We start from the raw sequence: 13,661 nt of genomic DNA, 5'->3' as shown, positions 1-13,661 counted from the left end.
AGACCTGTGCCCGCATCGTTCGACACCGGTGAACTCGACCTGTTCCGCGCGACCGTTCGCCGTTTCCTGGCGGACGAGGTCGTCCCGAACGCCGACCTTTGGCGGACAAGGGGATACATCGACCGCGAGCTGTGGCGGAAAGCAGGTGCGCTCGGGCTGCTCTGCGCCAGCAGTCCGGAAGAATACGGCGGCGGGGGAGGTAACTTCCGGCATGAAGCTGTTATCATCGAGGAATTGGCGCGGATCGCGTTTCCGGATTTCAGCGTACCCCTGCAGAACGTGATTCTGGCGCCGTACTTCGCGCAGTACGGCACCGAAGAGCAAAAGCGGCGCTGGCTGCCGCGCATGGCGCGCGGTGATCTGGTCGCAGCACTTGCGATGAGCGAACCGGGTGCAGGTTCCGATGTGAGGGCAATTCGGACTCGCGCGCGCCGCGAGGGCAACGAGTACGTCGTCAATGGGCAGAAGACCTTTATCACTCATGGCCACACGGCCGATCTGATCTGCCTGGCTGTCAAGACCGATACGAGCGAGGACAATGGCGTCCGCGGGTTCAGCCTGCTGCTGATTGAAGCCGACGAGACCCCAGGGTTCAAGCGTGGTCGCAGACTGGACAAGGTCGGGCTCAAGGCACAGGACACTGCGGAGCTATTTTTTGAAGATGCGCGCGTTCCCGTCTCCAATCTGCTGGGAGGTATCGAGGGCCGTGGCTTCTATCAGTTGATGGAGCAGCTTGCCAAGGAGCGCATCAACATCGCGATGCAGGCGCTGGCGCTAGGCGAAGCAGCGCTAACCGAAACCGTGGCGTATGTGAAGCAGCGCGAGGTATTCGGCAAACGCCTGATCGATTTCCAGAACACGCGGATGGTGCTGGCCGAGGCCAAGACCGCGATGGTCGTGACGCGCACTTTCGTCGAAAGCTGCATCGACCAACTGATCGCCGGAACGCTGGATCCCGAGACCGCCGCAATGGCGAAGTGGTGGGCAACCGAAAAGCAGTGCGAGGTCATCGACAATTTTGTCCAGTTGCACGGTGGCTACGGCTACATGCTCGACTATCCCATCGCCAGGATGTGGAGCGACGGTCGCATTCAAAAGATCTGGGGCGGTTCCAATGAGGTCATGAAGGAGCTGATCGCGCGTGCCTTGTGACGGACGGATCCAGCTGCGGCCGTTTAACGATTGGCCGGCGCAGGCTGTTGGCGACACCAGAATGCGGCGAACAGGTTGATTGGTGCCACGCGGGCACAAAACGAGAAGAAGTACACAGTCCGGAGAACAAGATGAGCCAGTATGCCCAATATGAATGCCTGAAGGTCGAGGTTGCCGACAAGATCGCGACCGTGACCTTGAACCGCCCCCAGGCACGCAATGCGATCAATCAGAAACTGATCCGGGAACTACGCACGATCTGGGACGACCTGGCTGACGATCACGCTGTCAATGTCGTGGTGCTGACCGGTTCCGGCGACTTCTTCAGCGTTGGTGGCGATGTGAAGGCCATGTCGGAGCGGCCAGGCGGGGACGTACTCGAAGAGGGTGAGGTGCACGATCCGATGGTCAGCAGGCGCGGCGTCACCCGTCAGCTCGAGCTCGACAAGCCGATCATTGCAGCAATCAACGGCGACGCCATTGGCCTTGCGGCGACCCATGCGCTGCTCTGCGACATCACTGTCATGGCTGAGGATGCACGGATCGGTGACACCCATGTCTCGCGCGTTGGTCTGGTTGCGGGCGACGGCGGCACGGTAATCTGGCCGCTATTGATCGGCATCAACAAGGCAAAGGAGTTCCTGATCCGCGGGACGCTGCTGAAGGGACATGAGGCGGAACGGATAGGGCTGGTCAATCATGTCGTTCCGCGTGCGGAGGTGCTAGCAAAGGCCCGCGAAATCGCCCTCGAGCTCGCTAACGGTCCGAGCTGGGCCATTCGCTGGACCAAGCTGTCGATCAACCAGATCGTCAAGGACCGCGTCAACATGCTTCTCGAAGCCTCGATGGCGCTGGAGCAGGTGACGTTCGAGACGGCCGACCACAAGGAGGCGACGATATCATTCAAGGAAAAGCGCAAGCCGAGATTCGGTCAACCCTGATTTTGTTTTCAACTTGAAGATTGGAATGCCATGCGCAATCGCATCACTGACATGTTCGGGATCGAGGTCCCGATATTCGGCTTCACCCACAAGCCGGAAGTCGCGATCGAGGTGACAAATGCCGGCGGCATGGGGGCCTTGGCGGCGAGCTACTATCAACCGGACGAGCTTGAGCGGATTCTCACTGACATGGATGAGAAGACCGGCGGGCGTCCATATTGCATTGATGTCCTCTTCGCCAACAAAGTCGGGGAGGTGGTGCCGTTATCCGAGCGTCTCAAGGCTCTGCCGAGGGGGCACATCGACTTCGTCGAGAAAGTTCTGGACGATGCCGGGATCCCCGCGTTGCCTCCCGACGTCGAGGGGCAGATGCTGCGCGAAAAGCCGCCGGGCCACGGCCACACGGAAGAAGGCGTTCTTGAAGTCCTGGAGATCGTCGTCAAGCATCCGCAGGCCCGGTTTGTGCTCAGCGCAATGGGGGCGCCTCCGGCCTATGTCGTCGACAAGCTGCACGGCCATGGCATCAAGGTCGGCGCCATGGCCGGGAGTGCGGAACATGCGCTCAAGCACGTCCACGCGGGCGTCGACCTGATTGTCGCGCAAGGAAGCGAGGCCGGAGGGCACACCGGTACCATCTCCTCCATGGTGCTGTGGCCGGAGGTGGTCGATGCCGTCTCTCCGATCCCGGTCCTCGCTGCAGGCGGTGTCGGCAGCGGGCGCCATATTGCGGCTGCGCTCGCGCTCGGCGCCGAGGGTGTGTGGTGCGGCACCATTTGGCTCGGGTCCTTCGAAAGCGAGTTGTCCCCTGACATGCGCAAGCGATTTATTGCCGCGCGCTCGCAGGATGCGATCCAGAGGAAATACGACACCGGCAAGCCGCTGCGGGGTCTACGCAGCAAGTGGACGGATGCGTGGGATGCGCCGGGAGCGCCGCAACCCCTGCCACTTGCGGCTCAAAAGCTGCTTGTTGCTCCGGCGCTGAAGCGGCTCGAGCTTGCGAATGCCGCCGACTACATGGGCTATATGGCGGGGCAGATCGTTGGCAGGATCAAGGATGAACGCTCGATCCATGACATCATGGACAATATGAAGTCCGAATGCCTCGCCGTCCTGAAGGACCTCAGCGCCAATGCCTAGAGCCGGGCGTAGCGTGGCTTGCAGCCGAGCCGCCCGACACGTTATGGTGCAAGAAGGTGGCTCGGTGTCTCATGTTGCGAGGCCGGCAGGGATTTGCTCCGGCGAGACTTCATTCTCGATGTGCGCAACCTTGCGGTCGAGCGCCGAGCGGATCTCCGGGACGCTCATTCCGATCGAACGGAGCACTTCCGCGGTATGCTCGCCCAGGAACGGGCTTCGGGTCAGAACTGCGCCGGGCGTCAGCGTCATCTTGACCGGCACACCTGCGATCCTGGCCGGTTCACCACCAGGATGCTCGACCTCGACGATCATGTCGCGGGCTTTGAAGTGCGGATCCGAAACGATGTCCAGAACGTTCATCACAGGACCAAACGGCATGCGTCCTCCCAGCCTGGCGGTCAGCTCAGCCTTGGTGAACTTCCGGGTGTGCTGCCCGATCAGAGGGATCAGCAGCCTCCGATTGTCCGCGCGCTTGCCTTTCGACGAGAAGCGAACATCCCGCGCAAGCGCCTGCAGATCAAGCTCACGACAGAGCACGTCGAAGAAGCCTTGATCGTGTGCTGCGAGCGCAACGTGTCCGTCGGCCGCGGGGAATATCCCGAACGGACAAAGGAAGGGATGATGGTTTCCTTCCGGACCGGGCACCAGTCCCTCGGCGGTATGTTGCCAGACGGCGCGTTCGCAGATCGAAAGAATGGCATCGACCATCGAAACATCCACAAACTGCCCAAGGCCAGTGCGCCTGGCGTTATGTATCGCCGCCAGGACGCCGAACGCCAGCATCAAACCCGGAATTGTATCACCGACGCCAGGTCCGACCTTGGTGGGCATTCCACCGGGCTCAGCGCCGGTGATTGCCATCATTCCACCCATGGCCTGAGCAACGACATCGAACGCCGGCCAGTTCACATACGGCGAAGGGCCGGTGCGCCGATCGCCGAATCCCCGGAGTGAGCCGTAAACGAGCCGGGGATTGATTTCGGAGAGGACCTCATAGCTCAAGCCGAGCCGGTCCATCACGCCGGCACGAAAGTTCTCAATGACGGCGTCCGCCTCCTTGCAAAGCGTCTTGAATATCTCGCGACCTTGTTCGGACTTGAGATCCAGGCACACTGACCGCTTGTTGCGGTTTATGCTTTGAAAATACGTGCTGAGAGGTTCGGAGTCGCCGACATGCCGGCCGCCCCGGGTAACGTCTCCGGCTGGAGGCTCGATCTTTATGACCTCGGCACCCTGATCTGCGAGAACCATGGTCGCATACGGACCGGCCAGCATCTGCGTGAGATCCAGGATGCGGATGTCCGACAGAGCACCAAAAGATTTTTGCATGCCGACTCTCCCTGCGCCAAGGTGACATGCAAACCACTATTGCGCCCCTTGCGCGTGCGCCAGCGATCAAGGTCCTTCAGCGATCGATATTACAAATGCATTTTGATCGGCGATTTCGTCCGCAGCAGCGATTACGGATGCAATATGAGGTGAAGCCCGTGTCCTTCGGCTGTCAGCTCGTGCATTATTGCGGTTGAAGAAGGGCGGGTGTGTCGAACGGGAAGGATGAAATGTCGAAGGATTTTCGTGCACGTGCGAAGCTCAGACCGAGGGGACACCTCTACGAGGACTTCTCCGTCGGTCAGGAATTCGTCCACCATTGGGGACGAACAATCACGGAGAGCGACACAATCGCTTTCTCGACATTGACGCTCAGCTTCAATCCTCTCTACTTCAACGCGGAGTACGCAAGGGCGCATGGTCACGACAGTATCGTGGTGAACCCGCTTCTGGTCTTCAACGTGGTCCTGGGCCTGAGCGTCGAGGACTGCAGCGAGATCGGCGGTCCGTTCGTCGGATTGGGCAAGCTCACCTATCATAAGCCGGTATTTCCCGGTGATACCCTTTACGCGCGTAGCAAGACCGTCGCCCGTCGGCTGTCAGCAAGCAATTCGGCCAATGGCATCGTTACCTGGCACACCGAAGGGCGCAATCAACACTACGATCTGGTGCTTGACTTCGAGCGGTCAAATCTGGTTCGCCTTCGTGCACCGAGAGGATGACTAATGAAGCCGCTGGGCAGGGAGTGGTGGCGCCTCACGTCACCGGATAACTACTTCGAGGACTTCGAGGTAGGGCAGGTCATTCGTCATGCGCGCGGAAAGACGATCGAGCCTCTCGAAAATGTTCTGATCACCAATCTGGTCATGAACACTGCTCAGGGGCACTTCAACGAGCACGCAATGTCGGTCTCGCCGTTCAAACAGCGCATCAGCTACGGAGGAGTGAACTTCTCGGTCATCATGGGGCTCGCGAGCCAGGACACCTGCGAGAATGTACTTGCCGAGCTAGGATTGGACAACATCCGATTGATGGCGCCCGTGTTTCACGGCGACACGCTGTATGCGTACTCGGAAGTGCTGAGCAAAGAGGATGGCCCGCAGGCAGATGTCGGCATCATCGTGTTTCGGCACTACGGTGTCAATCAGGAGGATCGCCAGGTCTTTGAAGGCGATCGCCGCGTTCTAATCAAGCGACGACATCATTGGGGAAAAGAAGCTGACGGCTAGGGCAGCCTGCCGCGGGACGTCGTGTGCGAGCCGTGAACGTTCATGTGAACCGATTACTGAACCATGAAGGCAAGGTCGAAAGTTGTGGACCGCCGGCGGCTATTGGCGCGCCTTCGACGTCGACACTCGCTTCAGCCACAGGCCGATCCGCATCGGTCAGCGGTTGCCTTGTGGCGATCAGGGAAGCCGCATGGCGAAGACCGAGTACAATTGTGTCGCGCTTTTGGGCGATGCGCTCGACGCGAGCGCCGGCGCCGATCGCAAGGGGAGTGCCTCCAAGTGGTGAAGGAACCGCTACGGCTATTGCGCCAAATCCGGGTGAGATGTCTCCAGCGGTTTCGGCATATCCCTTGCTCCGATCGGCCGCTATGAGATCGAGATATGCAGCCTCTCTTACGCGAAACCTGGGGTCGGTTGCTTCAGCATTGCAGCGGCGAATCAAACGATGAAGTTCCTCTTCGCCGGTCATGCTCAGAAGTATTCTGCCCATCGCGGAGCAGGTTAGTGACCGGTGCATCCCGGAGGTTATCAGGAGGCTGTCACGGTTCTTCGGTGTCATCACAAGGATGTACTGGGCGGTCGACTTGTTCTGCATCCCGATGAAAACAGTTTCCTGGAGCTCGAGAAGCAGAGACTTGAGGATTGGGACAAACTTCGCTGTGCCTTCGTATCGATCAAGCAGCCAGCTGTTGAGCAGCATTACTCTCAGCGTGGGGGCGTACCGCCTCTGCGGGGCATCGTATTCAAGGTAACCCATGTTGGTCAGGTTCTTTAGCAGCATGCTGACGCTTGGTTGCGGTATGCCCAGGCTCTTGCTGACGTCGCCGACTGTCAGCATCTCCTGGCGAACCGAGAACAGCTCGAATATCGCAAGGGTCCGCTCCGCCGATTTGATTGAGCGATCGCTCATGGCCTTGTCCTTAAGCTTGCAGCGTTCTGCGCGTCGATCACGATCGTCATACTATCGAGCTTCGAGCCACTCATTCAAGTATCACGCTGATCGCCGCCATCGGCGCTTGTGCTGCGTTGCACCCGCGTACCTGACGATTGCTCGTTCGCTATCGCCCAGGCGAGTGACCTTCTGACCTGTGCTGCTTTGGAGAACATGACCATGAACGATCAAGCATCTGCGCGCGGTGCACGGAGATCTGATGCGCCCTCGGCACTCGAAGGTATCCGGGTCGCCGACTTTTCTCATTTCATTGCCGGTCCGATGTGCACGCGGTTTCTGGCTGATATGGGCGCTGACGTGATCAAGATCGAGAACGCAGCGTCCGGTGACGATCTTAGGCGGTTCGAGCCGAGACTTGCCGGCCAGAGTGTGCCGTTCCTGTGGGCCAACCGTAACAAGCGCGGAATAGCGCTCGATCTCTCCCGCCACGACGCCCGGCAGATCGCAATGGATCTGGTGCGGTCGTCCGACATTCTCGTCGAGAACTTTTCAACCGGGGTGATGGAGCGCTTTGGGCTGGGTTATGATGCGCTCAAGGAACTCAATCCGCAGCTGATCTATTGCAGTGTGTCTGCTTACGGCCGGGAGGGCGAGCTTGCGGACCGCCTTGGATTTGACTCCGTGGTACAGGCCGAAACCGGCTTCATGTCCCTGAACGGATTCCCTGACGGACCCGGCCTGCGAACTGGACCGGCCGTGATGGATATCGCAACCGGGCTTTCGGCGACGATCGCGGCCCTCGGCGCACTTGCCGCCAGATCCAGGACAGGGGTCGGGCAGAAGGTCGAGACGTCATTGTTCGATGTTGGCACCTTGATGCTCGGATTTCAGGCGCTGGGCTATCTCGCCACGGGAAAGAACCCCAACCGCGTCGGCAACGATGGGACCGATACCATGCCGACCGGAGTATTTGGGACGGCAGACGGGACACTCTACATCATTTGCGCCAACGACAGGACCTATGGCCGGCTGGTTCGGGACGTGCTCAGCCGTCCGGATCTGGTCGACGATCCACGCTTTCGCACCAATCGCGACCGGATGGAAAATCGTGATCAGTTGAGGGCGCTCCTCGAGCGGGCGCTGGCCGCGGACGGAAGCGAAGCATGGGCGCAGCGGATGCGGCTGCATAAGGTCCCCGCGGGCGTCATTCGAACCGTAGAGCAAGCCTTTCAATCGGGTGAAATGATCGCACGGGGCATTGCGAGCACGATCGCCCACCCAACCGCTGGTACCATCCCGGACATCGCCTGTCCGATACGGCTCGCGGCAACTCCAGTTGTCGCTGCGGTGGCCGCACCGACGCTCGGACAGCACACGCGGGATGTCCTGGACATGCTGGGGTACGCTCCGGATCGAATTGCCGAACTGTCGGCGGCGGGTGCATTCGGGGCTCAGGCCTAGACCCATGGCTCGGGTCATGTCGGCCTATTAGGTGCTTTAATGAGGCGTCAGCAGGGCGCCCCCGCTTGCGGAAATGCACTCTCCAGTGACGTAGCGAGACAGGTCGGTGGCCAGAAACTCGATGACGCCGGCGCAGTCCTCGGCTTCTCCAAAGCGGCGCATCGGAATGCCTTTCAGCTCGGAGTCCACGCCGATCCCGCGCGCTTGCGACTGAGCCTTCACCCGCGGTGTCATGATGATCCCCGGCGCGATACAGTTCACACGGATGCCGTGCGGTCCAACCTCGGCAGCCAGATTTCGCGTGTAGTGGGTGACGGCTGCCTTTGTGGCTCCATAGAGCGCGAGCCGCCCATTTGGCGCCACGGAATGAGCAGCTACGGACGACGTGTTGATGATGGAGCCGGACGATTGGGATTTCATGATCGGCACTGCCGCCTGGCAGCAGAAGATGGTGCTCCAGAGGTTCGCGGCAAACAGTTTGAAAACGTCTTCCTCAGGGCAATTGGAGGGGGAGCTTCGTTCAACTGGCGTAATGGCGCCCCCGGCATTGTTGACAAGGATATCGATGCGCCCGAATGCCGCCATGACGGCATCAATCGCGGCCCTTGCGGTCGTGTGTTCGCTGAGGTCGCCCTCGAAGGACACGCATCTCCGTCCTTTGGACTGAACTTCGTCGGCGATCGTTCGGGCCGAGGTTCGGAAACCGCTGACCGCATCGTCGAAGCTCAGATCGACCGCGCCGATGTCGGCGCCAAGTGACGCCAATCGATTGACATAGGCTCTGCCTAACCCGCCGGCTGCGCCGGTTACGATCGCTACTTTGCCTTCGAGTTTCAATTTGGCCTCTCCCCAGAGATAATGCGTCCACCACGCTGTCGACGTACAAGCCGCGCAAGACCACGGATTTCAGAGACACGGCACGTCGCGACGCGGCACGGACCATATCATTCGGGCGGACCGGCGACATTGATTCTCCCTTCACCCCTGAAACATCACAGACGTAATCATCGCACCGACGCGCCCCGGAATGCTTGCGATCGAACGGGAGAATATGCGCACTTGTGGATCGTGGCAGCCGCGATCGGCGAGCCTTCTGCTTTTTCGATATGGAGATCCAGATGACGACGCGTATTCGACGAGCCCGGCGCTGCCAGTTGTCGGTACCTGGCAGCAATGAAGCGATGCTGAGAAAGGGGGCCGCGTCGGATGCCGACCATGTGTTCTGCGATCTCGAGGACGCCGTTGCGCCCAGCGCGAAGATCGAGGCTCGCGGCAAGATTGCTTGGGCGCTCAATAATCTTGATTGGGGCAACAAGACCCGCTGCGTTCGCATCAACGACGTAACCACCGAGTGGTGTCATGGAGACGTGATTTCGATTGTCGAGAGCGCCGGTCAGAACCTCGATACGATTATGTTGACGAAGCCGTATTCGGCGGCCGACGTCATCTTCCTGGATCGTTTGCTGACCCAGGTCGAGAAGAAGATGAAGCTTGCGCGTCGCATCGGTATCGAAGTTCTGATCGAGGAGGTTCAAGCCCTGCAGAACGTCGAGGAGATCGGGAAGTGCTCCGATCGGCTCGAATGCCTTATTTTCGGGATGGGGGACTATTCTGGGTCGCAGGGCATCGATACGCGCGAAATTGGCGGCAATGGCGGTTATCCGGGTGACATTTTCCATTTTGCCCGCTTCCGGATCACAATGGCCGCGCGGGCGGCAGGCATCGATGCGGTCGACGGGCCATATTCCAACTTCAAGAATGAGGAGGGGTATCGCGCTGAGGCCAACAAGGCCCGTGCGCTCGGCATGGTCGGAAAGTGGGCCATCCATCCTTCGCAGATTGCGCCTGCGCAGGCTGTGTTCTCACCGAAATCGGAGGAGATCGTGCGCGCGAGACGGATGGCTGCGGCCTATCGTGAGGCCGAGGCGAGAGGATTGGGAGCCGCGCAGGTTGATGGCGTCATGATCGATGTGGCCGTCCTTCGGCTCGTTCAGAATACCTTGGATAAGGCCGATCTCTACGGCTTGTAGGGGGCACGTCATCGCGCGTAGCGTCTAACCGGTGGCCGTGGCCAGCCGAAAGCCGAGGAGGCGGGACACATCGGCGGCACAGCGCATTGTGGCGGCCGTCAGCTTTTCCAGGTGCGCTCCGCTGACGCGGTGCGCTGAGCCGCCCGCCGAGATCGTCGCGACCACCTGTCCGCGATGATCATAGATTGGCGCCGCCACGTGTCGTAATCCCTGGATGAGCTCCTCGTCGTCGAGAGCGAATCCGGCCTTTCGGACCCGGGCCAACTCGGCCATGAAGGCGTCAGCCGACGTGATCGTCCTGGAAGTGAAGGCATCCATTCCGTTCTCGGCAAGCATCTGGCGGACATAACGAGCGTCCTGCCAGGCGGCCAGAACCTTTCCTGGCGCGCTGCCATGGACCGGGACGACCGACACCATGGTGATGTCTCGCCGCAGGGTCTCAAGCGTGCGCCCACGCATGATGACGACCTTCCACCTATGCAGCCGGCTGAGGCTAATATACTCCTTGAACTCGGCGGACAGTTCGGCCATGGCGGGAAGCGCGAAGAGGTCAAGCTCCCGTCGTCCCAGGGCCGAATTTCCGAGCAACGCCAATCCCAGGCCGAGGTAGCACCGGCCGGTCTCCGCTTCTTGCTCGACCAGACCTGCCGCGGCAAGCGTGCTGACCATACGGGAGACGGTGCTTGATGAGGTGTCGAGCAATTCAGCGAGGTCGACGATGCGGAGCGGACGGCCGGCCTGATAGAGTTCCTGAAGGACCGCGATAGCCTTCCCGACCGACTTTATCAGGCTCAAGTCCAGCACTTCCGCCGCGCCCGGTGCTGGCTTCTTCCGCTTCGGGGGCTTGGCGGCCACATCGTTCTCCCAGGCTTAGTGGACTAAGTGGTGGCTGGATGCGCACTCCGCGATCGGTGAGGCGAGTGCAGGATAGCTGCCTGCATGCTTGGCTGCTATCCCTTTGTTCATCTGGCCACAGCTCTGAACTAGAATGCTTGTCCCGCGGCAGATGGTTGTTCCGGGACGTCGTCCTGCCGCGGTGGCTCGAAATGCATGCCTTCGAGCCGGTCGTTTGCCCGCCACGACTCAAGCATGGCGTAGAATGGCATTGGACCATCGCCATATCGGCCGCCCTGGAAGATGTCCTCGCTCTTCGCAGCCTTGCCTTCGGCGTTATAGTACCCTGGCGTACACTGCTGATAAAACGCGACCTGGGCGATGTTCTTCGGCGACACGCGAATTTCGTGCACATAGTTGTCGACTGCTTCGGAGGTTGGTTCGACGAAGTCCTTCGACAGTGCTTTGAGCCTGCGCAAGGTGTAGGCCACATGGATCGCCTGTTCGTCCAGCAACTGGACCGCGTTCGTGGCCGCTGCCGTCTGCTGATTTCCACCCATGAAGAAGCAGTTGGGAAACCAGTCGGTGGTCATTCCGTGGAACGTTCGAACCCCTGCGCGCCAGTGCTCGCTTAGTGCAAGTCCGTTCCGTCCGAACAATTCGAACCCGGTCAGTCGGGTGTAGGAAATTCCTGCCTCAAAGCCGGTCGCAAACACGATGCAATCGACGGGATACTCGGACCCATCAGCCACGATGCCCCTTCTCGTAACTTGCTCCACTCCGCGTCCGTGAGTATCAACCAGGATGACGTTGGGGCGGTTGAAGGTCTCCAGATAGTCATCATGGAAACACGGCCGTTTGCATAGCCAGCGATACCATGGCTTCAACGCTTCCGCGGTGGCTCGATCCTTGACGACCTCCTCGACGCGTCCGCGGATCTTGTTCATGACCTGATAGTCGAATACCTCGCCGAGCAGGGCGCGTTCTTCCTTCGTTGGTTTCCGACCAAGCCGCTCTTCGATTTCGATTGGTCTCAGCGGATTGAGAGATCCCGCAATCTCTGTCCATCCGTCATTGACGTAATTCACATCCTGCTTGAGACCGGACATAAGGCGCTGGAAATTATCACGCCGTCTCTTCTGCCACCCAGGCGTTCGCTCGCCGACCCAATCTGGCCCGGTTTGCTGGTTGGCCCGGACGCCCACGGACGACGGGGTTCGTTGGAAGACAACAAGCTGCTTGGCCCATTTTCCGAGCTCCGGAACGATCTGAATCGCAGTCGCTCCGGTGCCGACGACGGCAACCCGCTTGTCGACAAGGCGGGTGAGGGCGAAGTTTTGCTCGCTCCCCCCCGTATAATCGTAGTCCCAACGGCTCGAGTGGAAGGCATGCCCCTCGAATTCCTGGATGCCCGCGATGCCCGGAAGCTTGGGAAGGCTTTGCCTGCCGCAGGCGAGCACCAGGTAGTCTGCGGTCAGTCGATCTCCTCGGTTTGTCTGGATGAGCCAATGCCGCTTTGCGTCGATCCAGCGAGCCTCCGTGATGGTCGTTTGAAAGCAGGCCTTTCGGTACAGATCATAGTGGCGGCCGATATTGCGGCTGAGCTCGAGCATCTCGGCTGCATAGGCATATCGATGCTTCGGCGCATAATTGAGTTCTTCGATCAGCGGTAGATAGATATGAGCCTCGATGTCGCACATCGCGCCAGGGTATCGGTTCCAATACCAGGTCCCACCGAAGTCTCCCGCTTCATCGACGATGCGGATATCGCGAAAGCCTGCTTCTCTCAGACGCGCGCCGGCGAGAAGGCCGCCAAAACCGGCGCCAGCCACGATGACTTCGGTGTGCTCGATGATCGACGCTCTGGTGAAGCCTGGCGCCGTCCAGGGATCGCGGTCGAAATGCGCGAACTTTCCCGTCGTCGGAACATACTGCGCGTTGCCCTGCTCAAGGACCCTCTTGTCACGTTCGCCGTCGTACTTTGATCTGAGTTCATCGCAGTCGAAGGCAAGTGTTCCCAATACCTTTTTGATGACCTCTTGTGTGTCTCGTTGCATGCGACTGTCCCCGATCGTGCTGTGCGGCGGTTGCGCATCGGCCAAGCGGCAGTCGGACAGCAAAATCCAATCTGCATGGCCAATGCATAATACGCAATCCTATTGCATATCGTTTTTTGTGCAATCCCGGGGTTCTGCCGGATCTGCCGCGTAAGATATTGAAATGACGTCGTTAAAATAGACGACCCGTTTATTACAAGTGTGATCGTCATTGCCACCTTGGTCCTGCATGTTGATCGGCGTGTCACATGTCTTCGCGGGCTTGGTCGATGTCGACGATCGTGCCGCCTGACCCGCGCGGAGGACCATGTGATCGAACCGGTCGAACGGAGTTGATCGGTGTCCGTGCTGGCGATCCCGCCCAGCCAGCGAATGCTTCCGCGGAGAGAAGGTACGTTGAAGGCAAGCCTTCGCCCACGTCCGGTTGCGCTGCCGGACGGCGGATTTTCCTGACTTGCTTTTGCGGGAGCAGAAGCGCGGCATCGTATCACTACGGCAGCATCGGCGGCGCCCAACGCTCGCGCTACTCGTACGGCATCCGCCAGGCCCTGATCACACTCGTAATATGCGACGGCCGTGACCTCCGCCTTGTTGACCGT

At 59.9% G+C, this 13,661-nt stretch carries 12 protein-coding genes; 7 read left to right on the top strand and 5 right to left on the bottom strand.

The window, feature by feature from the left end:
• The first annotated feature begins 6 nt into the window (after positions 1 to 6).
• The 3 genes from ACVWW1_RS15850 to ACVWW1_RS15840 all read left to right on the top strand — a co-directional run bounded on the left by ACVWW1_RS15850 (position 7) and on the right by ACVWW1_RS15840 (position 3,230).
• A complete protein-coding gene (locus ACVWW1_RS15850) occupies positions 7 to 1,152 on the top strand; it encodes an acyl-CoA dehydrogenase family protein (protein WP_456656466.1) in 1,146 nt (381 codons plus the stop codon).
• Positions 1,153 to 1,283: 131 nt separating this feature from the next.
• Positions 1,284 to 2,093: an enoyl-CoA hydratase/isomerase family protein gene (locus ACVWW1_RS15845; RefSeq protein WP_456656465.1), complete on the top strand. Its 810-nt coding sequence runs from the start codon at positions 1,284 to 1,286 to the stop codon at positions 2,091 to 2,093.
• A gap of 30 nt (positions 2,094 to 2,123) precedes the next feature.
• Positions 2,124 to 3,230 (top strand): NAD(P)H-dependent flavin oxidoreductase, encoded by a 1,107-nt coding sequence (locus ACVWW1_RS15840; protein WP_456656464.1) that lies wholly within the window; start codon positions 2,124 to 2,126, stop codon positions 3,228 to 3,230.
• 69 nt (positions 3,231 to 3,299) lie between these two features.
• On the opposite strand, the gene ACVWW1_RS15835 is transcribed toward ACVWW1_RS15840, so the two are convergent.
• The gene (locus ACVWW1_RS15835) at positions 3,300 to 4,559 is read right to left on the bottom strand and encodes a CaiB/BaiF CoA transferase family protein (protein ID WP_456656463.1); all 1,260 of its coding nucleotides are present in this window, start codon (positions 4,557 to 4,559) and stop codon (positions 3,300 to 3,302) included.
• Positions 4,560 to 4,789: 230 nt separating this feature from the next.
• Here ACVWW1_RS15835 and ACVWW1_RS15830 point away from each other — a divergent pair, with 230 nt between their 5' ends.
• The gene (locus tag ACVWW1_RS15830) at positions 4,790 to 5,281 is read left to right on the top strand and encodes a MaoC family dehydratase (RefSeq protein ID WP_456656462.1); all 492 of its coding nucleotides are present in this window, start codon (positions 4,790 to 4,792) and stop codon (positions 5,279 to 5,281) included.
• A gap of 3 nt (positions 5,282 to 5,284) precedes the next feature.
• A complete protein-coding gene (locus tag ACVWW1_RS15825; protein ID WP_456656461.1) occupies positions 5,285 to 5,788 on the top strand; it encodes a MaoC family dehydratase in 504 nt (167 codons plus the stop codon).
• Between the two features lie 40 nt (positions 5,789 to 5,828).
• On the opposite strand, the gene ACVWW1_RS15820 is transcribed toward ACVWW1_RS15825, so the two are convergent.
• Positions 5,829 to 6,698 carry an IclR family transcriptional regulator gene (locus ACVWW1_RS15820; RefSeq protein ID WP_456656460.1) on the bottom strand — a complete coding sequence of 290 codons (870 nt, stop codon included), beginning with the start codon at positions 6,696 to 6,698 and terminating at the stop codon, positions 5,829 to 5,831.
• A gap of 201 nt (positions 6,699 to 6,899) precedes the next feature.
• Between ACVWW1_RS15820 and ACVWW1_RS15815 the strand changes: the two genes are divergently transcribed.
• Positions 6,900 to 8,141: a CaiB/BaiF CoA transferase family protein gene (locus ACVWW1_RS15815; RefSeq protein WP_456656459.1), complete on the top strand. Its 1,242-nt coding sequence runs from the start codon at positions 6,900 to 6,902 to the stop codon at positions 8,139 to 8,141.
• Between the two features lie 36 nt (positions 8,142 to 8,177).
• Here ACVWW1_RS15815 and ACVWW1_RS15810 read toward each other — a convergent pair whose 3' ends face one another.
• Positions 8,178 to 8,978: an SDR family NAD(P)-dependent oxidoreductase gene (locus ACVWW1_RS15810; RefSeq protein ID WP_456656458.1), complete on the bottom strand. Its 801-nt coding sequence runs from the start codon at positions 8,976 to 8,978 to the stop codon at positions 8,178 to 8,180.
• 281 nt (positions 8,979 to 9,259) lie between these two features.
• Between ACVWW1_RS15810 and ACVWW1_RS15805 the strand changes: the two genes are divergently transcribed.
• On the top strand, positions 9,260 to 10,171 hold the full coding sequence (locus ACVWW1_RS15805; protein ID WP_456656457.1) for an HpcH/HpaI aldolase/citrate lyase family protein: 912 nt from the start codon (positions 9,260 to 9,262) through the stop codon (positions 10,169 to 10,171).
• 24 nt (positions 10,172 to 10,195) lie between these two features.
• Here the strand turns inward: ACVWW1_RS15805 and ACVWW1_RS15800 are convergent, their stop codons facing one another.
• Positions 10,196 to 11,026 (bottom strand): IclR family transcriptional regulator, encoded by an 831-nt coding sequence (locus ACVWW1_RS15800; RefSeq protein ID WP_456656456.1) that lies wholly within the window; start codon positions 11,024 to 11,026, stop codon positions 10,196 to 10,198.
• A gap of 128 nt (positions 11,027 to 11,154) precedes the next feature.
• Positions 11,155 to 13,062 (bottom strand): flavin-containing monooxygenase, encoded by a 1,908-nt coding sequence (locus ACVWW1_RS15795; protein WP_456656455.1) that lies wholly within the window; start codon positions 13,060 to 13,062, stop codon positions 11,155 to 11,157.
• Between the last annotated feature and the right edge of the window lie 599 nt (positions 13,063 to 13,661).

This window comes from Bradyrhizobium sp. JR3.5 (assembly GCF_054057015.1).
Note: the sequence above shows the minus strand (reverse complement) of the source record. Positions and strands in the feature narration are given on the sequence as shown.

Coding starts and splice junctions, on each gene's coding strand:
- ACVWW1_RS15845 (WP_456656465.1), top strand. CDS start 1,284: ATGAGCCAGTATGCCCAATATGAATGCCTGAAGGTCGAGGTTGCCGAC.
- ACVWW1_RS15840 (WP_456656464.1), top strand. CDS start 2,124: ATGCGCAATCGCATCACTGACATGTTCGGGATCGAGGTCCCGATATTC.
- ACVWW1_RS15835 (WP_456656463.1), bottom strand. CDS start 4,559: ATGCAAAAATCTTTTGGTGCTCTGTCGGACATCCGCATCCTGGATCTC.
- ACVWW1_RS15830 (WP_456656462.1), top strand. CDS start 4,790: ATGTCGAAGGATTTTCGTGCACGTGCGAAGCTCAGACCGAGGGGACAC.
- ACVWW1_RS15825 (WP_456656461.1), top strand. CDS start 5,285: ATGAAGCCGCTGGGCAGGGAGTGGTGGCGCCTCACGTCACCGGATAAC.
- ACVWW1_RS15820 (WP_456656460.1), bottom strand. CDS start 6,698: ATGAGCGATCGCTCAATCAAATCGGCGGAGCGGACCCTTGCGATATTC.
- ACVWW1_RS15815 (WP_456656459.1), top strand. CDS start 6,900: ATGAACGATCAAGCATCTGCGCGCGGTGCACGGAGATCTGATGCGCCC.
- ACVWW1_RS15805 (WP_456656457.1), top strand. CDS start 9,260: ATGACGACGCGTATTCGACGAGCCCGGCGCTGCCAGTTGTCGGTACCT.
- ACVWW1_RS15795 (WP_456656455.1), bottom strand. CDS start 13,062: ATGCAACGAGACACACAAGAGGTCATCAAAAAGGTATTGGGAACACTT.